The sequence below is a fragment of the Aeromonas enterica genome (genome assembly GCF_054052465.1).
The window spans coordinates 311167-333778 of the sequence record NZ_JBSTYL010000001.1 but is presented as its reverse complement, the minus strand read 5'-3'; the positions used below and the strand labels follow the sequence as shown (position 1 = coordinate 333778).

Below are 22612 nucleotides of genomic sequence, written 5' to 3'. Positions count from 1 at the left end.
GGAGTGATAAACGTGAAGAAAGCCGTCGTGGTATTCAGTGGTGGACAGGACAGCACTACCTGTCTGGTACAGGCTCTGGCCCGTTATGACGAGGTGCACGCCATTACCTTCGACTATGGCCAACGCCATCGGGAGGAGATAGAGACGGCTCGCCGACTGGCCGACGCGCTTGGCATTGCCGCCCACAAGGTGATGGACGTGACCCTACTCAATGAACTGGCGGTCTCGGCCCTGACCCGGGATGACATCCCAGTCAGCTGCGAACTGCAGGACAATGGTCTGCCCAATACCTTCGTGCCGGGTCGCAATATCCTGTTTCTGACCCTGGCCTCCATCTATGCCTATCAGGTGGGCGCCGAGGCGGTGATTACCGGGGTGTGCGAGACCGATTTCTCCGGCTACCCGGATTGTCGCGACGAGTTCGTCAAGGCGCTCAATCAGGCGGTCGCTTTGGGGCTTGATCGTGGCATCCGCTTCGATACCCCGCTGATGTGGCTCGACAAGGCCGAAACTTGGGCGCTGGCGGATCACTATGGTCACCTGGAGACGGTGCGCCAGCAGACACTGACCTGCTACAACGGCATCGCTGGTGATGGCTGTAGCACCTGTCCCGCCTGCGAACTGCGTAGCCGGGGGCTGAACCTGTATCTGGCCGACAAGGCGGGCATCATGGCCCGGCTTTACGAGAAAACCGGATTGGGCGAGAAAAGCGGACTGTGAGCCTGCGTCTTGCCCTCGCTTGGGGTATAATCCGCGACTTTTGCAACAAGCCGTGACCGAGATGCACTACCCAATCAACGAGATATTCCAGACCATCCAGGGGGAGGGCATATTCACCGGCCTGCCCGCCATCTTCGTTCGCCTGCAAGGCTGCCCCGTGGGTTGTCCCTGGTGCGATACCCGTCATACCTGGATTGTCGATCCCGCTCGTGAAGTGGGGGTTCAGGCGGTGCTCGACTGTTCCAATGAATCCGATGGTTGGAGCAAGATGAGCACTGAGCAGATCCTGGCCAGTTTCCAGCAGCTCGGTTATCAGGCCCGTCATGTGGTTATCACCGGCGGCGAGCCTTGTCTGTATGACTTGCAGGCGCTCTCTTGTGCTCTGCTGGCAGCCGGGTATCAGGTGCAGATCGAAACCAGCGGTACCAGCGAAATCCAGACCCATGCCAATACCTGGGTCACGGTTTCGCCCAAGATTGGCATGAAGGGGGGACTGCCCGTGCTGATATCAGCCCTTGAGCGTGCCAACGAGATCAAGCATCCGGTGGCCACCGAGCGCCATATCGAGGAGCTGGATGCGTTGCTGGCGACCGCCACCTTGCGCCCTGACGTGGTGATTGCGCTGCAACCCATCAGCCAGAAGTCCAGAGCCACCCAGCTGGCAATGGCCACCTGCATCGCCCGTAATTGGCGGCTCTCCATCCAGACCCATAAATATCTGGACATCGATTAGTATGGAGTGGCTCTCTGACGAACGGGTGTTGCTGACCCTGACCCACACTATGCCTTATGGCAAATATCAGGGGCGGCGCATCATCGATATTCCGGAGCCTTATTTGGTGTGGATGGCGCGTGCTGGCTTTCCCCCCGGTGCGTTGGGTCAGACCCTTGCCCTTGCCTATGAGATCAAACTCAACGGGCTCGAATCCATGATTGTTCCCATTATTAACAGGATGTCGGTATGAGAATATATACGAGGCAGGGTGATAAGGGCATGACCCGGCTGGCCGATGGTGTGCAATTGGCCAAGGATGATATGCGAGTAGATGCCTATGGCTATATTGATGAATTAAATTCTCATATAGGTCTACTCATTGCCGAGGTTCCAGTCGTTGAAGTCGACTTATTAGCCGACTTGTTATTATTGCAACAAGAGTTGTTCGATCTGGGCGGTGAACTGGCATTTTCCAGCGATGCTCAGCAAGAGGCTATCTGGCAGGTGAATAATGGATGGACATTGCGACTGGAGCAGCAAATTGATGGCTACAGTGCCAATTTGCCCGTGCTGCGCAATTTCATTTTGCCCAGTGGTTCCCGGGCGGCGGCGCAAGCTCATGTGGTACGTACTTTGACCCGTCGCTGTGAGCGTCTGCTGTTGACGCTGAGTCGCACTGAACGTATAAACCCAGCCATTCTGCCCTACATGAACCGGCTGAGTGACTGGTTTTTCACCATAGCCCGCTACCTGCTGGCCTGCACGGCCACGCCCGAGGTACTCTGGGTCAAGGCTGCCGAACGAGGTTGATAAGGGGTTATCAGTTATAAAAAAACCTCGCCATGCGAGGTTTTTTATTGGCTATGTCCCAATTACGTGTTGCATGGGGTGCCCCAGCGCCTCATGCAAACACGCTTTGATATTTACTCCCCTTCCGTAACGCTCCAGCATCCTGCGCCAACCCAGGTAGTTCTTCAGGTAGTGGGTCGCCACACCATGAAATCGATCCATCCACGCTTTCAACCGATGGTGATACCCGTTTACGTGCTGGATGTGATACGCACCGACCACACGCTCGCCCTGACGATTGTGTACTACCTGATGGGTCACGCCCTGCGCTTGGCTGAAACTGGCATACACACCCGCACCATCGCTACACAGCACCGCTTCCGGTGACACCAGCGGCTTCAAGACCGCTATCACCGTCTTGGCATTCATCTGCGCCAGCTGAAAATCTGCATGGTGTCCTGCCCGATCTTGCACCACCATCACCGGAATGTAATCCGGCCCGGTTCCACGAGTTCGCCCTTTACCCCCGCGACGTCGTGCCGGGCGCGGCAGCCCCCGTTGCCCCTTGAACGACTCGAGGAAGAAAGTCTCATCGACCTCAACGATGCCCTCTTCCCACGTGGCTTGATGGCCTGCCATCGCCCGCAAGAAACGGTGACGCCAGAGGAAGGCGGTGTTTTTGCTGACCCCGCAACGCATAGCTGCCTGGCGGACGGTCAGTCCTTCGATGAGGGCTTGCGCGTAGTCTTCCCAGCACTGGGCTTTGCGCAACCGGGCCAGGGGCGTCTTGGTGAGCACGGTGCTGGTGCGCAGACACAGTTTGCAACGGTAGCGGCGCAGTCCCCGACTCCAGCCCCAGGGGGCCAGCTGAGCGGGTTCTGCCTGACAGTGCGGGCAACCGCTGCATGCCGGTAGCTGGGTATTGAGCGAGGTAATGGCGTGTGGCGCCGTGAGCTCCTGCTGGGCAACACGGCGCTGGCGCAGGGTTAACTGGGGAAAGAGGGACAACAGGTGTTGAAAGGCAGGGGTATCCATGATGGTAGACCTCAAGGAGATAGCCTACTTCAAGATTAGCCTTTCAACACGTAATTGGGACAGAGCCATTATTAAGGGGCAGACCTTGCATCTTTCAGCATTGCCTTTTCGCGCTCACGCGGATTAATGGGCGCTTCCGCGCCTGGATCTTCTGCGGCTCAGGGATAGGGGGGGGCCATGTCGCGCTGATGTTGGCGTTGCAGACCTCATCGGTGATGCTGGGTATCACCGACATCCAGTGAGCGGCTGGCTTCGGAAACAAAATATCCCTGGTCGAGTACCAGGGATGTGGCTTCCAGTATGAACTTGGCGGTATATGAGCGACATAGGCTTGTCATTGAACACCTCTGCCGATGCTGGCAACGGAAACCTGAAATAGGTCCTGGTTGCTTAGACCCTCGGCAATCCCTCTCGCCTCAACGCAGGAAGGCGGGTTCTGGCAGAGGGATGCCACGTTCTTCCATCACGGCACGTAACCGATCCGGATAGTCGGTAATGATGCCGTCGACCCCATTCTCCAGCATGCGGTTCATTGTCCCCTCATCGTCAACAGTCCAGGGGATCACCTTGATGCCTTCAGCATGGGCTGCATCGACCAGATCTGGCGTGGTGTACTCCACATAGCCAGGATCTCCGTAACGACCGCCCTGAGGGTCGCCGTGTACCGGGGAGATGGCATCGGCACCGAAGGAGGCCACGGCCTGCACCAGATCGCCATTGAAGTCATCGATATCGATACCACCCAGCCAGGGAGAGGCGCCTGGCATGCCTGCTTGCAAGAACGGCTGACCATTGGTCAGGGCGATGATGGGCAGGCTGGGCTCGAGTTCCCGAGTCAGCATCAGTGCACCCCAGTCGAAGCTCTGTATGGTCGCCTGCCGCATCAGGCCTGCGTCACGGATATCCTTGAGCACCGTTTTGACAAAGCGTTCCCGGGGGGCCGTCTCTTCCGGAGCCCCCGCCTCGACCTTGGTCTCGATATTGAGCAGTACCTGTTCGGCACGATAAGATTTCACCAGGGTGAATACCTCTTGCAGGGTCGGTATGGTTGCGCCCGGCACCAGAACCTGCTCAGGGAAATCGACCAATGGCAGGGAGCCGCAATTCAGCGTTTTCACCTGAGCCAGAGTCAGGTCTTTGATATATTTGCCCACATAGGGGTACAGGGGGTCGCCCTCGCTAACAGGTTGGGTATCCAGACACTTTTTGTCCGAAATCTTGCGATCATGAGTCACGACCGCGATACCATCCAGGGTGATCTGGGTATCCATCTCCAAGGTGGTGACCCCCATTTCCAGGGCATTGGCAAAGGCTGCCAAGGTACTTTCCGAGACAAGGCCAATACCCCCACGATGCGCCTCTAGATCGAAGGCTCTGGGTTCGTTGAACAGGTGCGACGAAGCGCTTGGCTGGGAGGTCGATTCATTCCCATTGCAAGCCGAGAGCAACAGGGGGGGCAAAAGCACCAGGCTCAGGAGCCGAGGTGTTGAAATAGGCATGGCAATAACCTTTTGGACAAGTGTTATTGGTTAACCTAATGATTTTATGTTTCCAAATTATTAATCTGATTGGAATTTTGATTGATAGCGTTCTGATCTGGCGTTTGGCATGGCACGAAGACTCAAGGTGATGCCAGCATGGCACCTTGTCCCGATGACGCCGCGAGACGCGGCGGCCAGCTAGCCCGCATATCGCAGAAACCAGCAATAAAAAAGCCAATAAACACAATGCCAGTCAGTGTTAACTGACCGGCATTGTGGACTCACAGCCCCTTTATCAGCGGGTAGGCGACCTCAATCGTCGTGCCTGTGTTTTTTATGCTTCTTGTGTTTCTTGTAGTGCTTGTGATCATCGTCGTCGTAGCGATCGTTATTGCTCTTGTGACCATCCCCCGTGTTGGCTCCAATTGCCGAGCCGCTGGCGCCACCGACCCCGGCACCGATCAGCTGGCCTGTGCTGCCTCCCACGCTCTTGCCAATGGCCGCACCACCCAGGGCACCGACGGCGCCTCCCAGGGCGGCTTCATTCTTGTTGCCTTTGTTGGCCGTGGCGGCGCCACCAGCCGCCCCACCAAGCGCCGCCCCCACCAGAGCACCGGTATCCCCACCCAACTCTTTGCCGATCATGGTGCCCGCCACACCACCAGCACCGCCACCAAGTATGGTGTTGAGCGTCTCAGAGGCCTGTACCGCGCAGCTCGGCAGCAGCAGGGTGCCCAGCAGGGCCAGGGCGCTCATGCCGCGCGTTTTCATTTCCATGGAGTACTCCTGTCAAACCTGATTAGTTTCCCCTGCACTATACAAATGGCCGCCAACCGCGCCAGTGGTACCAAGAGTGGAGCCTTCTGCCATAAAACAGCCCGGCTCGGATAAAACCGCATAAAACAATAAATAACATCATGAAAAACAAAGAAAAAATATATTTTATTGAAAAAATGAGGGGGTAACACAACGAGGCCGGATTGTCGCAGCCCATTCTGACACCATGGTGATCAGACAGATACTGTCATTGCCGCAGAAATCACCATGAAAAGTGCCAAGCCGGCCAGGTCATGCCGGCGGCAGATGCCAGCGATCACGCCCCAGCCGCTTGCTCTGGTAAAGGCACTCGTCGGCCCGTTCGAACAGAAAGAGTCCGTCATCCGGATAGTGGGCACCGCCCGCACTCAAGGTGACCGGCCCCTGACATTCACGCCATTGCTGGTTGCGCATCCGTGCCAGCAGGTAGGTCAGCCGCCGTTCCAGTTCGGAACGATCCCACGACAACAAGGCGGCAAATTCGTCTCCCCCGATGCGGTAGACAGTGCTGTTGCCCAGTTCGGCTGTCATCAACTCTGCCACCCGACAGAGCACGCCATCCCCCACGCTATGGCCCCAGCTGTCATTGATGCATTTGAAGTTGTCCACGTCGAACAGCACCAACCAATGGGGGACGAGGTTCTCCTCCAGCTCGCTTCTGCGCTGGGTAAAGGCTCGCCGGTTCATGATGCCGGTGAGGGGATCGTGCAGCAGGGCATCCTGCCCCTGCAGAAAACTGGCTCTCACCTGATCGATTTCACTGAGACTGCCATGCACAAACCAGGTCTTCAGCTGTGAGGATGCCTTGGGGATGGTCGGGTTCTGCACTATACCGCTCAGCGAGCCGGAGACCAGCGCCTGCTCCTCTTGAAAGATGCGCACCAGAAAATTGATGCTGCAAAACCAGATGGCAAACAACGAGAGCAGGGGCAGCACCACCATCAGCAAGGCCTCGTAGAGGCTGTCACGAAACAGCTTGGGCGGCAGATAGATGTTGAGATCCCAGTCGATATCCTCCATTTCACGCTTGAGGTGACTCCCACGCCAGATCACGTCCAACCCCAGCTGGTTGGGGCTCACAGCCACATGGGCATTGTTGTGAAACGCCATGTTGCTGCCCACCACCAACCGGCCACTGCTCCGCTGACTGATGTAGATGGCCGCCTGATTGCGACCCATGGCCCGTTGCAGCGCTTGCTGAAGCGCATCAAACGACATGTCCACCATCAAGAGACCAAGCAGTGCGCCTTCATCATCCTTGACCCGCTTGATTAGGGTCAGGATCAGGTTGCTGGAGCTGTATTCCTGATAGGGACCAAACCAGAGCAGTTCGTCTCCTTCCATCGACAACACCTTGTACCAGGGGCGGCTGGCGGCCCGATACCCGGCAGGCTGTTCCCAGGCAGGATAACTGCTGATCTGATCGGTATGCGGGTTGTAAAAATAGATGTAGTGATTGTCGCGCTTTATCTGGTGGGCGATGGCCCACAGCGGGTTGTCAGCCGGCTCGCCACGGGCAATGGCAGACTTGTCGAGCGAAGATTCCAGTACCGCCAGTTGCCACTGATTGGTCAGCACCATCTCGTGAATGAGCGCCGCTTCGATGGTGGAGATCATGTGACCGTACCCAGCCACTGTTTTGTCGATACTACGCAGATAACTGACCGCCGCCAGGGTCAGGGTGACGACCAGTATCAGGGCTCCCAGCAGGAAAGAACACGAGGTCAACACATAGTAACGCCGATTAATCACCCACTGGATCATGCCCACTCCATCGAACCTACTGATATGACAGGATTCTATGGTGAAAAGGCAACTTCAATCGTTGATTAAAATCAGCCAGGACAGGACCAATTGATAAAAAACATTAAAATGTGAAGTGATTCATTCGCTCCCCGACTATCAATATCCACAAAAAGTAAAAACAGTGACCACTGTACGTTGACGGTCAGACTACAAGCGGGTGTTATAGTCTGTAACTTGAACAATCGGAGCCGGATGGCCTTGCCAAGGACTACCGATGACGATTCCCTGTCAAACAAAGGAGATGTTATGAGCAGTCCGTTTATCGAACAGATCAAAGCACGTCGTACCATCTATGCCCTGGGCGACCAGGTCTCCCACACACCGGAGCAGCTGACGACCCTCATCCAGGATGCCATCAAGCACAGTCCCTCCTCCTTCAACTCCCAGAGCTCCCGTGCGGTCCTCCTGTTTGGCGCTCAGCACCACACACTGTGGGACATCGTCAAGGCGGAGCTGAAGAAGATAGTCCCGCCGGAGGCCTATGCCCAGAGCGAAGCCAAGGTGGATGGCAGCTTCCGGGCCGGCTTCGGTACCGTGCTCTTCTTCGAAGACACGGATGTGATCAAGGATCTGCAACAGAAGTTCGCCCTCTATGCCGACAACTTCCCCATCTGGTCCGAACACGCCACCGGCATCGCCCAGTTCGCGGTCTGGACCAGCTTGGCACAGGAAGGGATTGGTGCCTCCCTGCAGCACTACAACCCGCTGATCGACGCAGCGGTGCGCAAGGAGTGGGATCTGCCCGCCAGCTGGTTGCTGCGTGCCCAGATGCCCTTTGGCAGCATCGAGCAACCGGCCGGTGACAAGACCTTCATGGACGACGCCGTGCGTTTTCGCGTCTTCAAGTAATCCGGCTGTCTCGTCATCCCAAGCCCCCGCTCGCCGGGGGCTTTTCATGGCCTGCGTCCCCATCAGGTCAGCAGCATCACCTGCAACTCGCCCCCAGCCCCATCAAGCACCCTCACCTGACGCCAATCTTGGATCACCGCCGTCACGGCCGGATCGAGCCGCCGGCTGCCACCGACCTGCACTACTGTGCAACCGGCCCGCAGAGCGCTCGCTACGCCGGCTGGCGCATCCTCAAACACCAGGCAGTCGGCGGGGGCAACCCCAAGCCGCGTCGCCGCCAACAGATAAGGCTCGGGATCCGGCTTGCCCTGCATCACGTCTTCCGCCCCCACCAGCAGAGCGGGCAGTGGCAGACCTGCGCTCGCCAGCCGATGGCGGGCGACCCGCTGACTGGCGGAGGTCACCAGCGCCCAACACCCGACTGGCAGGCTGGCCAGTACGGCCCGGCACCCCATGATGGCCTCCGCCTGACCGGTGTGGTTGATCTCCAGTTCGTCGAGCAGGGCTACCTCCTGCGCCATGTCCAGCTGCGGGGCCAGGGCCCGGATCACCTCCCGCGAGCGCACACCGTGACACATGGCCAATATCGGCTCGGGGACCAGCTGATGACGGCGACACCAGAGCCGCCATACCGTCTCCACCTCGCCGGTGGAGTGCACCAGGGTGCCATCCATGTCCAGCAGCAGAGCGCGGGCCCGCAGGGTGAGCCGGGTCATGACGGGGCTCCGGCCAGCACGGGCTCAGCCCCGGCCAGCACGCTGGCGAAGGCTGACTGCTGAGCAGCTTGCTCATAACAAGCCAACGCCTGTTCGGCATTGCCCGCCCAGACCTGCAGAGGAGCCACCACAAATCCCTGTTGCAGCAAGCTCGTCAGCAGCTCTCCCGTCTCCGGCGCAGCCAGTGGCTGGGCCATTACCAGGGTTCCCTTGATCAAAAACAGATAGCGTTCGCTAGGCATGACATGGTTCCTCGTTGTGCATCAGGCAGGGCCGGTGGCCCGTTACGAGACCATTAGAACAAGGTGGTTAGATAATTTATAATTAATAAATGGCCATATTGGATAACAAAACGGAATGAAATTTGACTTGAGGCAACTGCAAGCGTTCGTGATGCTGGCCGAGACCGCCAACTACCGGGAGGCCGCCAGCCGGCTGTTCATCACTCAGCCGGCACTGACCAAGCAGATCCAGGGGCTGGAGCTAGCGCTCGGCAGCACCTTGTTCAACCGGGGGCGTCACGGCGCCAAACTGACCGCCATGGGTGCACAGCTGCTCACCCAGGCCAGCGCACTGGTCGAACACGGCAAGGGGTTTGAGCGTCATGCACTGGCACTGGCGAGCGGCATAGCAGGGCGGCTCAAGATTGGCTTCGGGCTGTCGAGTTTCGCGCTGGCCCCCTCGCTGGTCGCCCGTTTCAAGCAGCAGGTACCCGATGTGATGGTGCACCTGCAGGACATGACCTCCGCGATCCAGCATGAACGCTTGCTGTCGGGTCAGTTGCAGCTGGGATTCATGCGCCGGCCACACGCGCCGCAACTGCGGGAGCACAGGCTGCTGACCGACCGGCTGGTACTGGCCGTACCGACCCAGATGACGGGGCCGGATCCGGCTGCATTCGACGTGGAGTGGGCGCTGGCCCATCAACCACTGCTGCAGATGGTCGGCCACCGTTGCCCGGGCCTCAGCCAGCAGATCGCAAGCTTTCTCGGCGCCAATCGGCTGACCGGCATGGTCCAGGAAGCGGAAGATATCCAAACCCTGGTCGCCCTGGTGGCCGCCGGCATAGGCAACGCCATATTGCCGCGCAGCGTCAGCTTCATTGCGGGCCAGGATGTTACCCTCTATCCCTTGTCCGGCCCCTGGTCAGAATGGGAAATCAGCCTGGTCTGGAACCCGGCATTTGCCGATCCCATCCGCGATCGTTTCCTGCAACTGGTCATGGCGGCGCATCCCACGCCATGCTCGGCGGTGCCCGCGCGCTGAGTCGGGCATCGCCCGCCTCCCGAATACTCAAAACGCGGATCCCGAGGTGGAGCGCCTTCCCCATCAGCAAGGCGGCCTCCTTGCCGGTATTGCCGAAAACCAGTGCGAATGTATCGCCCTCGAACCGGCTTGGCAGATCCGCTGACAAAAAGCGTTGAGCAGATGGCCGGTCTGAGGACATCATCCCCGACCTGATGGCCCAAGTGATCGTTGCACGCCTTGACGTTGTCCAGACCCGGCATGATGAAGGAGATGGGTATGTACTCCCGCAGGCCGCGGCGTCACTCGTTATGCAAAAAGCGGTTGAACAGGCCAGCCTCAGTGGCCACACCACTGATCCTCACAGGGAATACCGTCCCCCTCCCCGTCCATCTTCATATTCGGACAGTGTTGCAGGAACCAGGTCGCCTCGTCGCAGGAAGTCATCTGGGAACAATACTCACGGCCATCGCACCCATAGCTGCGGGCCGGCGTCTGCGGGGTGCTGGCAGCACGACTCTCGACGCTGAAGGAGGAAACCGGCAGGGGAGCCATCGACTCGGCCGAGAAGCGAGAGTAGACAGAGAACAGCCCCGCCAGCACCAGCAAGGGGATCAACTTGCCGCGCCAGCTGCTCTTGCGGCGATAGGAGAGACCTGGGCGCGGTCTGGACGAAACGGGTTGCGGTACCCCCCTGGCCGCCGGTCGGCGAACCGCGTCTTTGCCGGACAAGGGGGGCACGGACGTGTCAGCCAGCGACAAGGGCCGGTCGGGAAAGAACACCTGCTCGGCCCTGGGTTTGCCGTCCTGACCGGCGCCAATCTGATAGGAGACCCGCTCCCCCGCCTCGGGCAGCCGACCATCGGATTGCAGCGCCGAGATATGCACGAACAGCTCGCGCCCTTGCTGCTCGCCCCCCTTCTGCTCCGGCGTGATAAAGCCAAAGCCGCGCGCCTCGTTCCAGCGCACGATCCGTCCCTGATAACGCATGTCCCATCCTTGTGGCCATCGATGCTTGGTCCATGTTGCCCAAAATGAACGCGGCCCGACAGGGGGCCGCAGACAAAATGTCAAAACAGTGAGCAAGCTCCGCCTGCCGCGGGGATCAGGCCAGCTGGGCCACCTTGATGATCTCGGCGATACGGCCGAGCATCCGCAGCGAACCGTGATGCTCGCTGGCATCCGCCGCCGCGCAGGCATCCTCCAGTATGGTGATGGCGTAGTCCCGATCATGGCCGTCCCTTGCCGCAGCCTGAATGGCCCAGCTGGTGCTGACCCCACACAGATAGAGGTGATCGATGCGATTGGCCCGCAGCGCAGGCTCCAGCGCCGTGCCATAGAAGGGGCTGACTCTGGGCTTGGTCAGCACCAGATCGCCGGATTGCACATCCAGCTCGGGGTGAAAGTCGGTGCCACTGTCCGCCAGCGAAAGCGCACCAAACTGATTGGCCCGACCAAACATGGGGGATCCCTTGGGCTGCAGCTGATAGCCGCCGTCAAAGCCCACCTTGATCAGGATCACCAGCCAGCCATGGGCGCGAGCATGGGCCAGCGCCTGATTGGCGTGCGCGATGGCGCCCTGCTCCAGCACATGGGCCGCCGAGGCGGCGATACGCCCGTCCGGGTGGGCGATGTCGTTGATGAAATCGATCACCAGCAATGCCTTGTTCATGCGATCTGCTCCCTTGTGATGGCGCCGCGCGCCTTAAACCAGCCCCAATGCGTAGCGCAGCGCCATCTCCTTGAGCGGGCCCGCCTTGTCCGCCAGATTGAGGGCCAGGTTGCGGGCCAGCTTGAGCGGCCCTATCTCGTTGCTGAACACCCCGTAGAAGAGATCCATCCCCGATTGCATCAGCAGGTTGTCGGGGCGACGACGGCGCTCATAGCGATCGGCCAACGCCAGTTGATGCCAGTCGGTGCCAGCCCCCTGCAACAGCTCGGCCCAGCAGGCCACGTCCTTGAAGCCGAGGTTGACCCCCTGCCCCGCCAGCGGATTGATGGTGTGGGCGGCATCGCCGAGCAGGACCACCCGGCCGGCGTGATAGTCGTTGGCATGGCGCCGCACCAGCGGGAAGCTCCCCTTGGCCGTGACGGTGAAACCACCGAGCCGGGCTGGAAAGTGGCGACGCACCTCCTCCCCCAGCCGTTCATTGCTCATGGCCGACAGGGTGCGAATGCGGGCGGGGCTGTCATACCACACCAGGGAGCCGTGCTGGCCCGGCAGCGGCAGGAAGGCGCGCGGGCCGTGCGGGGTGAACTGCTGCCAGGTGATGTCTTCCTGTTCGAAGTCGGTGTCGATGTTGATCAGCATGCAGTGCTGGCGATATTCGAAGTGCGACACGCCTATGCCCACCAGCCGGCGCATCTGGGATTCGGCGCCATCGCACGCCAGCACCCAGCGGGCGGCGAGTTCGGTGCCATCATCCAGGGTCAGCACAGCCTCGTCCACACTCTGACGCAGGCTCGTCACCGCTGCCGGGGTGTGGGTCTGGATGTTGGGGAAATCCTCCATGCGCCTCAGCAGCGCCAGCTGCACCAGCCGATTTTCTATGATGTAGCCGAGCTGGGGCAGGCCGAGGTCGGCGGCGTTGAAGCGGGTGGCAAAGCCGTCCAGCTCCCAGGTCTCCAGCCGGCGATAGGGGCAGAGCCGCATCTGCTGCAGATGTTGCCAGGCACCGGCCTGCGTCAGCAGCGCCACCGAGGCCTGACTGATGGCGGAGACCCGCAGATCCAGCGGCTGCTGTGGGGCGTATTGCTCGGGCAATTGGGTCTCTATGACCCGGATGGAGAGGCCCTGCGCCGCCAGCAGACAGGCGGTGGCGGCGCCAACCATGCCAGCGCCGACAATGGCGATATCACACTGTTCCATAACTTGATTCCTGAAAGGGGACGCCCCGGACAAGGGTAGACGGGGCCAAACCGAATGGGGACATGATACCGCAAGGGACCGGCAGAAACAGTGAGGCAAATTGTGAATTGCCGCGCCAAATCAAGGAGAAAACCCGAGTACATACCGGCTAGCCATGAGGGAGAAAGACCCATGACGGGCTGGATATTAGCTAGGCAGTATCCAGATTGCGGAGTAAAATGCCCGGTCCTTTGACCATGCCGATTTCCAAACAAGTCAAGAGAAGCAATGAGCAAGAAACTTCACATTAAAACCTGGGGTTGCCAGATGAACGAGTACGACTCGTCCAAGATGGCCGACCTGTTGGATGCCAGCAATGGCTATGAACTGACCGAGGAGCCCGAAGAGGCAGATGTCTTGCTGCTGAATACCTGCTCCATCCGCGAAAAAGCACAGGAGAAGGTGTTCCACCAGCTGGGGCGCTGGAAAAAACTCAAGGCCAACAAACCCGATCTGGTGATCGGTGTGGGTGGCTGTGTCGCTTCTCAGGAAGGGGACAACATTCGCACTCGCGCCCCTTATGTGGATATCGTCTTCGGTCCCCAGACCCTGCATCGCCTGCCCGCCATGATCAAGCAGGTGCAGGAGGGCCGGGGAGCCCAGGTGGATATCGCCTTCCCCGAGATCGAAAAATTCGACAGCCTGCCGGAACCCCGTGCCGAAGGCGCCACCGCGTTCGTCTCCATCATGGAAGGCTGCTCCAAATATTGCTCCTTCTGCGTGGTGCCCTACACCCGTGGCGAGGAGGTGAGCCGGCCGATGGACGACGTGCTCTACGAAATCGCCCAGCTCGCCGAACAGGGCGTGCGCGAGGTGAACCTGCTGGGCCAGAACGTCAATGCCTACCGGGGCCCGACCTTTGATGGCAGCATCTGCTCCTTCGCCGAGTTGCTGCGACTGGTGGCCGCCATCGATGGCATAGACCGCATTCGCTACACCACCAGCCACCCGATCGAGTTCACCGACGACATCATCGAGGTCTACAAGGACACCCCGGAACTGGTCAGCTTCCTGCACCTGCCGGTGCAGAGCGGTTCGGATCGCATCCTGACCATGATGAAGCGCCCGCATACCGTGCTGGAGTACAAGTCCAAGATCCGTCGCCTGCGTGCCGCCCGTCCCGACATCACCATCAGTTCTGACTTCATCGTCGGCTTCCCGAACGAGACGGACGAGGATTTCGAGGCCACCATGAAGCTGATCGAAGAGATCAACTTCGACATGAGCTTCAGCTTCATCTACAGCCCGCGCCCCGGCACGCCGGCCGCCGACATGCCCGACGACGTCGACATGGAAGTGAAAAAGGCCCGCCTGGCCCGCCTGCAGCATGTCATCAACAACCAGTCGATGCAGATTGGTCGCGCCATGCTGGGCTCCACCCAGCGCATCTTGGTGGAAGGGCCCTCCCGGCTCGACCCCATGCAGCTGTGTGGTCGTACCGAGAACAACCGGGTGGTCAACTTCGAAGGGCTGCACACCCTGATCGGCGGCTTTGCCGACGTGGAGATCACGGAGGTGCGTCCCAACTCCCTGCGCGGTCGTTTTATCCGTGGCGAGGATGAGATGAACCTGCGCATCGCCACGGCGCCGCGCGAGATCCTGGCTCGCCGTCCAGACAACGTGCCGGACGAGCTGGGCGTAGCCGCCTTCACTCCCCACTAATCTCTTCGTGCCCATCTGGCCAGGTCAGATGGGCACTGCGTCAAGACGAGGACATTTTGAGCCGACACATCTCGACCCTGAACCTACATCTGGAGCCCGCCGACAATCGGCGCCTCGCCAGCCTGTGCGGACCCTTCGATGACAACATCAAGCTGCTGGAACGCCGCCTCGGCGTCGAGATCAGCTACCGTGACAGCCACTTCCAGCTGGTTGGCAAACAGGCCCAGCTGGATGCCGCGGCCGTCATCCTCAAGCACCTCTATGTGGAAACCCAGCCCCTCAAGGGCGGCAAGGTGACCGACATAGTACCCGACATGGTGCACCTGGCCATTCAGGAGTCGCGGGTGCTGGAGCAGGATGACGAACCGGCCGCCGGCATTCCTTATGGCAAGGAGGTAACGGTCAAGACCAAGCGCGGCCTCATCAAGCCGCGCAGCCCCAATCAGGCGCAGTACATCGCCAACATAGTCCAGCACGACATCAGCTTCGGCATAGGCCCGGCCGGTACCGGCAAGACCTATCTGGCGGTGGCCGCCGCCGTGGATGCGCTGGAGCGTCAGGAGATCCGCCGCATCCTGCTGACCCGCCCGGCGGTGGAAGCGGGCGAGAAGCTCGGTTTCCTGCCCGGCGATCTCTCCCAGAAGGTCGACCCTTACCTGCGCCCGCTCTACGACGCCCTGTTCGAAATGCTGGGCTTTGAGCGGGTGGAGAAGCTGATGGAGCGCAACATCATCGAGGTGGCGCCGCTCGCCTACATGCGCGGTCGCACCCTCAACGATGCCTTCATCATCCTGGACGAGGCCCAGAACACCACCACGGAGCAGATGAAGATGTTCCTGACCCGCATCGGCTTCAACTCCAAGGCGGTGGTCACCGGCGACATCACCCAGGTGGATCTGCCGCGCAGCACCAAGTCCGGCCTGCGCCACGCGCTGGAAGTGCTGCAAGGGGTCGATGGCCTGTCGTTCAACTTCTTTGAATCCAAAGACGTGGTACGCCATCCTGTGGTAGCCCGTATCGTGCAGGCCTATGAGGCGTTCGATGCCAAACAGGTCGAGTCCATCCCTGCCAAAGCCAATAAAGAGAGTGCCCAATGAGTGTGACCCTGGATCTGCAACTGGCCTGCGCTCAGGTGGAAGATCTGCCGAGCGAAGCCACGCTGCAAGGCTGGCTTGACGGCACCATACTCGGCTTTCAGGAAGAGGCCGAGGTGACTGTGCGCATCGTCGATGAGGCGGAGAGCCGCGAGCTCAACCTCACCTATCGCGGCAAGGACAAGCCCACCAACGTGCTCTCCTTCCCGTTCGAGGCGCCGCCCGGCATGGAACTGCCACTGCTCGGCGATCTCGTCATCTGCCGCCAGGTGGTGAAACAGGAGGCCGTCGAGCAGAACAAACCGCTGGAGGCCCACTGGGCCCACATGGTTGTGCACGGCAGTCTGCATCTGCTAGGTTATGACCATATCGAGGATGAGGAAGCCGAGGAGATGGAGCAGCTGGAGCGCGACATCATGCAAGAGCTCGGTTTTGCCGATCCTTACCAAGACGATGAAGTTGCAGAGTAGATAGGAGAACGCCGAAGAGATGGTGCCACGCCTGGAGCGCGACATCATGCAGGAGCTCGGTTTTGCCGATCCTTACCAGGACGATGAAGTTGCAGAGTAGACAGGAGAACAAAGCCGAAGAGATGGTGCCACGCCGGGAGCGCGACATCATGCAGGAACTCGGTTTTGCCGACCCTTATCTGAACGACGAAGAGTAAAAGCGTAAAGGACGGGAGAGTCATCGTCTTGAAACAGCCGATGACCATCCTTATATCACCAAGACAATTCCAAATGTGTTCAAGCGAGTAACCAAGAGAAAAAATGACCGACGATCACCCTAGTACCGGCTCGCCGAAGAAAACCTGGCTCGACAAGCTCAGCCAACTCTTCCAGGGCGAGCCAAAAGACCGCAACGATTTGGTGGACGTGATAGCCGATGCCGAGGAGCGCGATCTTATCGATCAGGACACCAAGGACATGATTGAAGGCGTGCTCGAAATTGCCGAGCTGCGCGTGCGCGACATCATGATCCCCCGCTCCCAGATGGTCACCATAGAGAAGTCCCAGCCGGTGGACGACATCTTGCCCGTGATCATCGAATCAGGTCACTCCCGCTTTCCGGTGATCAATGAAGACAAGGATCATGTGGAGGGCATTCTGCTCGCCAAGGATCTGCTGCCGTTCGGTTTCGGCGGCCACCATGCCAGCGAGCCACTGCAGCTCGAGAAAATCTTGCGCCCCACGGTGATCGTGCCCGAAAGCAAGCGGGTCGACCGCCTGCTCAAGGAATTTCGTGAAGAGCGCTACCACATGGCCATCGTGGTGGACGAGTTTGGTGGCGTCTCGGGTCTGGTGACCATCGAAGACATACTCGAACTGATCGTTGGCGAGATCGACGACGAGTTTGATGACATCGAGGATGAGCCGGACGAGATCCGCCGCATCAGCAAGCGGGTCTTCTCGGTCAGCGCCCTCACCGAGATCGAGGATTTCAACGATTTCTTCGGCACCCAGTTCAGCGATGAAGAGGTGGATACGGTGGGCGGTCTGGTGATGCACGCCTTCAGCCACCTGCCCAAAAAGGGCGAGGAGATAGAGTTGGACGGCTACCTGTTCAAGGTGATGCACGCCGACAGGCGCCGCTTGCAGCAGTTGCAGGTGAAGATCCCCGACAACCATGTCGCGGCCCAGTCTGAAGCCCAATAAGTTACGTGCGGCCACCAGCCAGCCGTAAAGCATCAGCGCCCCGCTCGTCGGGGCGCTTGCCATTTTGCCCCCAGGCAAGGTGACTGCGCCACGGCCCCCACACACCATCCTCTTCCAGGCAAACCGCCCTGTCTGTCCCGTTTTCTGCCCGGTTTTGCCCGCCACGGCCGGGAGGCTCGCCGTTGACCGCATTTACAGGTTAAGATACCGACCAATCAACCTGTTGCAGTCCAATCCGAGCCTCTATTGCCCGTGAAATCGAAACTCCTGACAAGCCTCTGTGCCATGGCATCCGGCGCACTCGCCGTACTGGCCTTCTCCCCCTTCAACTACTGGCCGCTGGTGATCCCGTCCCTGCTCGGCCTCTATGCTCTGCTGGACAAGGCCAACCCCAAACAGGCAGCCTGGCGCGGCTTTGGCTATGCCATGGGTCTGTTCCTGCCGGGGCTGTGGTGGATCCATGTCAGCATGACCATGTTTGGCGGCATACCGCTGCCGGTCGCCTTCGTGCTGCTGGCCGGTCTGTCTGCCTATCTGGCGCTCTACCCGACCCTGGCCTGCTGGGCCTTCGCCCGCTTCTTCAGCGGCCGCCACTGGAGCCGCTGGCTGCTCGCCTTTCCGGCACTCTGGCTGGTGGCCGACTGGCTGCGCGGCTGGGTGATGACCGGCTTCCCCTGGCTCTGGTTCGGTTACAGCCAGATCGACGGGCCGCTCAAGGGCCTGGCCCCCGTCCTGGGGGTGCAGGGCATCACGCTGGCGCTGCTGCTGTCGGCCTCCGCCCTCTGGCTGATCTGGCAGAGCCGCAAGCCGGTCTGGCTACTGCTGCCCATCGCGCTGATCGGTGCCGCTCAGGGGCTGATGCAGCTCAACTGGGTGACCCGGGGTGAGCCGGTCAAGGTCGCCCTGGTGCAGGGCAACATAGCGCAGTCCCTCAAGTGGGATCCCGAGGCACTGGTGCCGACGGTACGCAAGTATCAGGATCTCAGCCGCGAGAACCAGGATGCCGACATCATCATCTGGCCGGAATCGGCGATCCCGGCCATCGAGAAGGAGATGGGCAATTATCTGGAGAGCCTGGACAAGGCGATGAAAGTGAATGATACCGGCCTGCTGGCGGGGATCATTCATTACGATTTCGAGCAGCAGCGCTTCTTCAATACCGTGCTCGGCATGGGAGTGCAGGATGCGGATGGCAAGGAGTCGTATCACTACCAGCACCAGAACCGCTACTACAAGTACCACCTGCTGCCCATCGGCGAGTTCGTGCCGTTTGAAGATCTGCTGCGCCCCATTGCGCCCTTCTTCAACCTGCCCATGTCCTCCTTCAGCCGCGGAAATGAGCAGCAGCCGAACCTGATCGCCAAGGGGCTCAAGTTTGCCGCCGCCATCTGCTACGAAATCATCTTCCCGGAAGAGGTGCGCCGCAACGTGCAACCGGATACCGACTTCCTGTTGACTGTCTCCAACGATGCCTGGTTCGGCACCAGTATCGGTCCCTGGCAGCACATGCAGATCGCCCGCATGCGTGCGCTGGAGCTGGCTCGCCCGCTGCTGCGCGACACCAACACCGGCATCACCATAGTCACCGAAATCGATGGCAGCATCATCGCACAGATCCCGCAATTCGAGGCAGGGGTGCTGAGAACCGAGGTGCGTCCTGCCCACGGTTCGACCCCCTACCTGCGCTTTGGCAGCTGGCCCATGTACGGGCTGACCGCTCTGCTGCTCGGCCTGGCACTGGCACTGCGCCCCCGTGCCCATCCCTGGGCCCGCGAGCTCTGAACCTGTGACCGGTCAATCGCTGAATAGCTGAATAAAAGAGGCGCCCCCTGGGCGCCTCTTTCCATCTGGTTGTCTAACGGGATCAGGGCGAGAGCGGCTCGCGGTGATACTCGGCGCAGCCGCACTCGGGACAGGTATCGAGCTGCTCGGGATGGAGCACGGTATGGCGCCAGCCACACTGGTCACACACCATGACCCCGAGTCCCACCCAGTCACCCGCCTCATAGACCCCCTTGTGTTCCAGCTCCTCCGCCAGCTCGCGCCACTCCACCTGGGCGCGATCGGTCACGTCTGCCAGCCAGGACCAGGCGGTATCCTTGAGGGCCAGCATGAAGGCGGACTCCTCCACCTCGGCACGCCCTTCGTCATAGTTGCCCAGATCCCGCTTCACGTACTCGGCGATCAGCGCCAGCTCATCCTGGGTCAGGTCGCCGGCCGCCTCCAGATAGGCCTGCACCTTGGCAATCATCCGGTTGAGGCGCTCCCCCTGGAACTCTTCTGTCTCTTGCCACTGCTTTTGCAGCTCGGCAATGAAGGCTTCATACCCTTTTTGACGTTTGTCCATTGCCGTTACTCCTCTACTGAACCCTGATCATGCCCGGCATAAGGCCTGACGGATGCTGGCGGTTGTTGCCGCCGCTGGATATGGGTATTCTATCGGGATTTCCCAGCTGATTTATCTATTCATTTCACAGATCCGGATGTCACCAATGCAAGAGCAATACGTTCCCCAATCCATAGAACCAGCAGTGCAAAAGCACTGGGATGCCAAGAAAACCTTCAAGGCCGTGGAGAAAGTAGACAAGGAAAAGTTCTACTGCCTCTCCATGTTCCCCTATCCGTCTGGTCGTCTACACATGGGGCACGTTCGCAACTACACCATAGGTGATGTGATCTCCCGTTATCAACGCCTCAATGGCAAGAACGTGCTGCAACCCATAGGTTGGGATGCATTCGGTCTGCCGGCGGAGAACGCCGCAGTCAAGAACAACACGGCGCCGGCCCCCTGGACCTACGAAAACATCGAATACATGAAGAACCAGCTGAAAATGCTGGGTCTGGGCTATGACTGGGATCGCGAGCTGGCCACCTGCAAGCCGGATTACTACCGCTGGGAGCAGTGGTTCTTCACCAAGCTCTACGAGAAGGGTCTGGTCTACAAGAAGACCTCCTCCGTCAACTGGTGCCCAAACGACATGACGGTGCTGGCCAACGAGCAGGTTGTCGACAACTGCTGCTGGCGCTGTGACACCCCGGTGGAGCAGAAAGAGATCCCCCAGTGGTTCATCAAGATCACCGACTACGCCGAAGAGCTGCTGAACGACATCGACAATCTGGAAGGCTGGCCGGAGATGGTCAAGACCATGCAGCGCAACTGGATTGGCCGCTCCGAAGGGGTCAACATCAGCTTCGCCATCGAGGGTCAGGCTGAGCAGCTTGAGGTCTACACCACCCGTCCGGATACCTTCATGGGGGTCACCTATGTCGGTATCGCCGCCGGTCACCCACTCGCGCTGCAAGCCGCCGAACACAATCCGGAACTGGCCGCCTTCATCGAAGAGTGCAAGAACACCAAGGTAGCCGAAGCCGAGCTCGCCACCATGGAGAAGAAGGGCATGGCCACCGGCCTCTATGCCATTCATCCGCTGGATGGCCGCAAGGTACCGGTCTGGGTCGCCAACTTCGTGCTGATGAACTACGGCACCGGCGCCGTGATGGCGGTTCCGGGTCACGACCAGCGTGACTTCGAGTTCGCCACCAAATATGGCCTCGACATCAAGGCCGTCATCAAGCCGGTCGATGGCGACGTCGACGTGACCGAAGCCGCTTACACCGAGAAAGGCGTACTGTTCAACTCAGGCGAGTTCGACGGTCTCGACTTCCAGGGCGCTTTTGACGCCATCGCCAACAAGCTGGAAGCCCTCGGCCACGGCAAGCGTACCGTCAACTTCCGTCTGCGTGACTGGGGCGTCTCCCGTCAGCGTTACTGGGGTGCCCCCATCCCGATGCTGACCCTGGCTGACGGTACCGTAGTCCCGACGCCGGAAGAGCAACTGCCGGTGCTGCTGCCGGAAGATGTGGTGATGGACGGTATCCAGAGCCCGATCAAGGCCGACGCCGAGTGGGCCAAGACCACTTACAACGGCCAGGAAGCGTTCCGCGAGACCGATACCTTCGACACCTTCATGGAGTCCTCCTGGTACTACGCTCGCTACTGCTCCCCGGACTACGACAAGGGCATGCTGGATCCCGCTGCCGCCAACCACTGGCTGCCGGTGGATCAGTACATCGGCGGCATCGAGCACGCCTGTATGCACCTGCTCTACGCCCGCTTCTTCCACAAACTGCTGCGTGACGCCGGTCTGGTCAACAGCGACGAGCCGTTCAAGCGCCTGCTCTGCCAGGGCATGGTGCTGGCCGACGCCTTCTACTACAAAGACGAGAAGGGCGGCAACGTCTGGGTCAGCCCGGTTGACGTCAAGGTCGAGCGTGACGACAAGGGTCGTATCACCAAAGCCGTCGACAACGAAGGCCGTGAAGTCATCCACTCCGGCATGACCAAGATGTCCAAGTCCAAGAACAACGGCATCGACCCGCAGCTGATGGTGGAGCGTTACGGCGCCGATACCGTCCGTCTGTTCATGATGTTCGCCTCCCCGGCCGAGATGACCCTGGAGTGGTCCGACTCCGGCGTCGAGGGTGCCCAGCGCTTCCTGCGTCGCCTGTGGCGCATCACCTTCGAGCACGTCAGTGGTGGTGCCGTTGCCGCGCTGGATCTGGCCGCCCTCAGCAGCGAGCAGAAGGCGGTACGCCGCGAACTGCACAAGACCATCGCCAAGGTGAGCGATGACGTGGGTCGCCGTCAGACCTTCAACACCGCCATCGCCGCCATCATGGAGCTGATGAACAACCTCTCCAAGCTGGGCAGCGACGAGCAGGATCGCGCCCTGATGCAGGAGGCGCTGGAGGCCGTGGTGGTCATGCTCTCTCCCATCACCCCGCACATCGGCTTCGAGCTGTGGAAGATGCTGGGCAAGGGTGACGACGTGGACCATGCCGTCTGGCCGGTGGCCGACGAAGCGGCCATGGTCGAGACAGAGAAGCTGGTGGTGGTGCAGATCAACGGCAAGATGCGCGGCAAGCTGACCGTGCCGGCCGAGATAAGCCAGGCCGACGTCGAGAAGCTGGCCATGGCCGATGCCTCGGTACAGAAGTTCACCGATGGCCTGACCGTGCGCAAGGTTGTCTATGTGCCGGGGAAATTGCTCAACATCGTTGCCAACTGATTGTTGACCACTGACTTGTTGCCAACCCATGGCGACACTCGGATGATAACGG

General features: G+C 60.0%; 22 protein-coding genes and 2 pseudogenes. 13 read left to right on the top strand and 11 right to left on the bottom strand.

Annotated elements, in window-relative coordinates:
* The first annotated feature begins 12 nt into the window (after nt 1-12).
* From queC to ACW5XD_RS01645, 4 genes are all read left to right on the top strand, one after another.
* A complete protein-coding gene (gene queC, locus ACW5XD_RS01660; protein WP_456493338.1) occupies nt 13-720 on the top strand; it encodes a 7-cyano-7-deazaguanine synthase QueC in 708 nt (235 codons plus the stop codon).
* 61 nt (nt 721-781) lie between these two features.
* Nucleotides 782-1453 carry a 7-carboxy-7-deazaguanine synthase QueE gene (gene queE, locus ACW5XD_RS01655; RefSeq protein WP_456493337.1) on the top strand — a complete coding sequence of 224 codons (672 nt, stop codon included), beginning with the start codon at nt 782-784 and terminating at the stop codon, nt 1451-1453.
* Between the two features lies 1 nt (nt 1454).
* Nucleotides 1455-1685 (top strand): DUF3820 family protein, encoded by a 231-nt coding sequence (locus ACW5XD_RS01650; protein WP_456493336.1) that lies wholly within the window; start codon nt 1455-1457, stop codon nt 1683-1685.
* Entirely contained in the window at nt 1682-2245 is a 564-nt protein-coding gene (locus ACW5XD_RS01645) for a cob(I)yrinic acid a,c-diamide adenosyltransferase (protein ID WP_456493335.1), read from the top strand. The genes ACW5XD_RS01650 and ACW5XD_RS01645 overlap by 4 nt, the downstream gene beginning before the upstream one ends.
* Nucleotides 2246-2296: 51 nt before the next feature.
* Here the strand turns inward: ACW5XD_RS01645 and ACW5XD_RS01640 are convergent, their stop codons facing one another.
* From ACW5XD_RS01640 to ACW5XD_RS01620, 5 genes and pseudogenes are all read right to left on the bottom strand, one after another.
* Complete coding sequence (locus ACW5XD_RS01640; RefSeq protein ID WP_456493334.1) at nt 2297-3259, bottom strand: IS1595 family transposase; 963 nt, start codon at nt 3257-3259, stop codon at nt 2297-2299.
* 217 nt (nt 3260-3476) lie between these two features.
* Nucleotides 3477-3597, bottom strand: a pseudogene (locus ACW5XD_RS01635) (IS3 family transposase); the annotation flags it as partial.
* A 78-nt stretch (nt 3598-3675) separates the two neighbouring features.
* Nucleotides 3676-4758, bottom strand: a complete 1083-nt coding sequence (locus ACW5XD_RS01630; RefSeq protein ID WP_456493333.1) for a glycerophosphodiester phosphodiesterase — start codon at nt 4756-4758, stop codon at nt 3676-3678.
* A 294-nt stretch (nt 4759-5052) separates the two neighbouring features.
* Nucleotides 5053-5517 carry a YMGG-like glycine zipper-containing protein gene (locus ACW5XD_RS01625; protein ID WP_456493332.1) on the bottom strand — a complete coding sequence of 155 codons (465 nt, stop codon included), beginning with the start codon at nt 5515-5517 and terminating at the stop codon, nt 5053-5055.
* A gap of 291 nt (nt 5518-5808) precedes the next feature.
* Entirely contained in the window at nt 5809-7320 is a 1512-nt protein-coding gene (locus ACW5XD_RS01620) for a diguanylate cyclase domain-containing protein (protein ID WP_456493331.1), read from the bottom strand.
* Between the two features lie 288 nt (nt 7321-7608).
* Between ACW5XD_RS01620 and ACW5XD_RS01615 the strand changes: the two genes are divergently transcribed.
* Nucleotides 7609-8211, top strand: coding sequence for a nitroreductase family protein (locus tag ACW5XD_RS01615; RefSeq protein WP_456493330.1), 603 nt, complete (start codon nt 7609-7611; stop codon nt 8209-8211).
* Nucleotides 8212-8273: 62 nt separating this feature from the next.
* Here ACW5XD_RS01615 and ACW5XD_RS01610 read toward each other — a convergent pair whose 3' ends face one another.
* The gene (locus ACW5XD_RS01610) at nt 8274-8927 is read right to left on the bottom strand and encodes an HAD-IA family hydrolase (protein ID WP_456493329.1); all 654 of its coding nucleotides are present in this window, start codon (nt 8925-8927) and stop codon (nt 8274-8276) included.
* Nucleotides 8924-9169 (bottom strand): hypothetical protein, encoded by a 246-nt coding sequence (locus ACW5XD_RS01605; RefSeq protein WP_456493328.1) that lies wholly within the window; start codon nt 9167-9169, stop codon nt 8924-8926. The genes ACW5XD_RS01610 and ACW5XD_RS01605 overlap by 4 nt, the downstream gene beginning before the upstream one ends.
* A gap of 115 nt (nt 9170-9284) precedes the next feature.
* On the opposite strand from ACW5XD_RS01605, the gene ACW5XD_RS01600 reads away from it, so the two are divergent.
* Nucleotides 9285-10193 (top strand): LysR substrate-binding domain-containing protein, encoded by a 909-nt coding sequence (locus tag ACW5XD_RS01600; RefSeq protein WP_456493327.1) that lies wholly within the window; start codon nt 9285-9287, stop codon nt 10191-10193.
* A gap of 318 nt (nt 10194-10511) precedes the next feature.
* Here ACW5XD_RS01600 and ACW5XD_RS01595 read toward each other — a convergent pair whose 3' ends face one another.
* The 3 genes from ACW5XD_RS01595 to ACW5XD_RS01585 form a co-directional block, all read right to left on the bottom strand.
* Entirely contained in the window at nt 10512-11162 is a 651-nt protein-coding gene (locus ACW5XD_RS01595; RefSeq protein ID WP_456493326.1) for a cold shock domain-containing protein, read from the bottom strand.
* A 115-nt stretch (nt 11163-11277) separates the two neighbouring features.
* A complete protein-coding gene (locus ACW5XD_RS01590; protein ID WP_456493325.1) occupies nt 11278-11844 on the bottom strand; it encodes an isochorismatase family cysteine hydrolase in 567 nt (188 codons plus the stop codon).
* A gap of 33 nt (nt 11845-11877) precedes the next feature.
* Nucleotides 11878-13041 carry an FAD-dependent monooxygenase gene (locus tag ACW5XD_RS01585; protein ID WP_456493324.1) on the bottom strand — a complete coding sequence of 388 codons (1164 nt, stop codon included), beginning with the start codon at nt 13039-13041 and terminating at the stop codon, nt 11878-11880.
* 267 nt (nt 13042-13308) lie between these two features.
* Between ACW5XD_RS01585 and miaB the strand changes: the two genes are divergently transcribed.
* The 6 genes and pseudogenes from miaB to lnt all read left to right on the top strand — a co-directional run bounded on the left by miaB (nt 13309) and on the right by lnt (nt 19273).
* Nucleotides 13309-14742 carry a tRNA (N6-isopentenyl adenosine(37)-C2)-methylthiotransferase MiaB gene (gene miaB, locus ACW5XD_RS01580; RefSeq protein ID WP_456493323.1) on the top strand — a complete coding sequence of 478 codons (1434 nt, stop codon included), beginning with the start codon at nt 13309-13311 and terminating at the stop codon, nt 14740-14742.
* Nucleotides 14743-14798: 56 nt separating this feature from the next.
* The gene (locus tag ACW5XD_RS01575; RefSeq protein ID WP_456493322.1) at nt 14799-15839 is read left to right on the top strand and encodes a PhoH family protein; all 1041 of its coding nucleotides are present in this window, start codon (nt 14799-14801) and stop codon (nt 15837-15839) included.
* Nucleotides 15836-16306 carry an rRNA maturation RNase YbeY gene (gene ybeY, locus ACW5XD_RS01570; RefSeq protein ID WP_456493321.1) on the top strand — a complete coding sequence of 157 codons (471 nt, stop codon included), beginning with the start codon at nt 15836-15838 and terminating at the stop codon, nt 16304-16306. The genes ACW5XD_RS01575 and ybeY overlap by 4 nt, the downstream gene beginning before the upstream one ends.
* 101 nt (nt 16307-16407) lie before the next feature.
* Nucleotides 16408-16503, top strand: a pseudogene (locus ACW5XD_RS01565) (rRNA maturation RNase YbeY); the annotation flags it as partial.
* 103 nt (nt 16504-16606) lie between these two features.
* Nucleotides 16607-17491 carry a CNNM family magnesium/cobalt transport protein CorC gene (corC, locus tag ACW5XD_RS01560; protein WP_042034712.1) on the top strand — a complete coding sequence of 295 codons (885 nt, stop codon included), beginning with the start codon at nt 16607-16609 and terminating at the stop codon, nt 17489-17491.
* Nucleotides 17492-17776: 285 nt separating this feature from the next.
* The gene (gene lnt, locus ACW5XD_RS01555) at nt 17777-19273 is read left to right on the top strand and encodes an apolipoprotein N-acyltransferase (RefSeq protein ID WP_456493320.1); all 1497 of its coding nucleotides are present in this window, start codon (nt 17777-17779) and stop codon (nt 19271-19273) included.
* 82 nt (nt 19274-19355) lie between these two features.
* Here the strand turns inward: lnt and ACW5XD_RS01550 are convergent, their stop codons facing one another.
* Entirely contained in the window at nt 19356-19838 is a 483-nt protein-coding gene (locus ACW5XD_RS01550; RefSeq protein ID WP_456493319.1) for a zinc ribbon-containing protein, read from the bottom strand.
* Nucleotides 19839-19983: 145 nt separating this feature from the next.
* On the opposite strand from ACW5XD_RS01550, the gene leuS reads away from it, so the two are divergent.
* Nucleotides 19984-22560, top strand: a complete 2577-nt coding sequence (gene leuS / locus ACW5XD_RS01545; RefSeq protein WP_456493318.1) for a leucine--tRNA ligase — start codon at nt 19984-19986, stop codon at nt 22558-22560.
* Nucleotides 22561-22612: the final 52 nt, after the last annotated feature.

What these genes read in the sequence shown, in the direction of transcription:
- queE (WP_456493337.1), top strand. Translation starts at nt 782, where the DNA reads ATGCACTACCCAATCAACGAGATATTCCAGACCATCCAGGGGGAGGGC.
- ACW5XD_RS01650 (WP_456493336.1), top strand. Translation starts at nt 1,455, where the DNA reads ATGGAGTGGCTCTCTGACGAACGGGTGTTGCTGACCCTGACCCACACT.
- ACW5XD_RS01645 (WP_456493335.1), top strand. Translation starts at nt 1,682, where the DNA reads ATGAGAATATATACGAGGCAGGGTGATAAGGGCATGACCCGGCTGGCC.
- ACW5XD_RS01640 (WP_456493334.1), bottom strand. Translation starts at nt 3,259, where the DNA reads ATGGATACCCCTGCCTTTCAACACCTGTTGTCCCTCTTTCCCCAGTTA.
- ACW5XD_RS01630 (WP_456493333.1), bottom strand. Translation starts at nt 4,758, where the DNA reads ATGCCTATTTCAACACCTCGGCTCCTGAGCCTGGTGCTTTTGCCCCCC.
- ACW5XD_RS01625 (WP_456493332.1), bottom strand. Translation starts at nt 5,517, where the DNA reads ATGGAAATGAAAACGCGCGGCATGAGCGCCCTGGCCCTGCTGGGCACC.
- ACW5XD_RS01620 (WP_456493331.1), bottom strand. Translation starts at nt 7,320, where the DNA reads ATGATCCAGTGGGTGATTAATCGGCGTTACTATGTGTTGACCTCGTGT.
- ACW5XD_RS01615 (WP_456493330.1), top strand. Translation starts at nt 7,609, where the DNA reads ATGAGCAGTCCGTTTATCGAACAGATCAAAGCACGTCGTACCATCTAT.
- ACW5XD_RS01610 (WP_456493329.1), bottom strand. Translation starts at nt 8,927, where the DNA reads ATGACCCGGCTCACCCTGCGGGCCCGCGCTCTGCTGCTGGACATGGAT.
- ACW5XD_RS01605 (WP_456493328.1), bottom strand. Translation starts at nt 9,169, where the DNA reads ATGCCTAGCGAACGCTATCTGTTTTTGATCAAGGGAACCCTGGTAATG.
- ACW5XD_RS01600 (WP_456493327.1), top strand. Translation starts at nt 9,285, where the DNA reads ATGAAATTTGACTTGAGGCAACTGCAAGCGTTCGTGATGCTGGCCGAG.
- ACW5XD_RS01595 (WP_456493326.1), bottom strand. Translation starts at nt 11,162, where the DNA reads ATGCGTTATCAGGGACGGATCGTGCGCTGGAACGAGGCGCGCGGCTTT.
- ACW5XD_RS01590 (WP_456493325.1), bottom strand. Translation starts at nt 11,844, where the DNA reads ATGAACAAGGCATTGCTGGTGATCGATTTCATCAACGACATCGCCCAC.
- ACW5XD_RS01585 (WP_456493324.1), bottom strand. Translation starts at nt 13,041, where the DNA reads ATGGAACAGTGTGATATCGCCATTGTCGGCGCTGGCATGGTTGGCGCC.
- miaB (WP_456493323.1), top strand. Translation starts at nt 13,309, where the DNA reads ATGAGCAAGAAACTTCACATTAAAACCTGGGGTTGCCAGATGAACGAG.
- ybeY (WP_456493321.1), top strand. Translation starts at nt 15,836, where the DNA reads ATGAGTGTGACCCTGGATCTGCAACTGGCCTGCGCTCAGGTGGAAGAT.
- corC (WP_042034712.1), top strand. Translation starts at nt 16,607, where the DNA reads ATGACCGACGATCACCCTAGTACCGGCTCGCCGAAGAAAACCTGGCTC.
- lnt (WP_456493320.1), top strand. Translation starts at nt 17,777, where the DNA reads ATGGCATCCGGCGCACTCGCCGTACTGGCCTTCTCCCCCTTCAACTAC.
- ACW5XD_RS01550 (WP_456493319.1), bottom strand. Translation starts at nt 19,838, where the DNA reads ATGGACAAACGTCAAAAAGGGTATGAAGCCTTCATTGCCGAGCTGCAA.
- leuS (WP_456493318.1), top strand. Translation starts at nt 19,984, where the DNA reads ATGCAAGAGCAATACGTTCCCCAATCCATAGAACCAGCAGTGCAAAAG.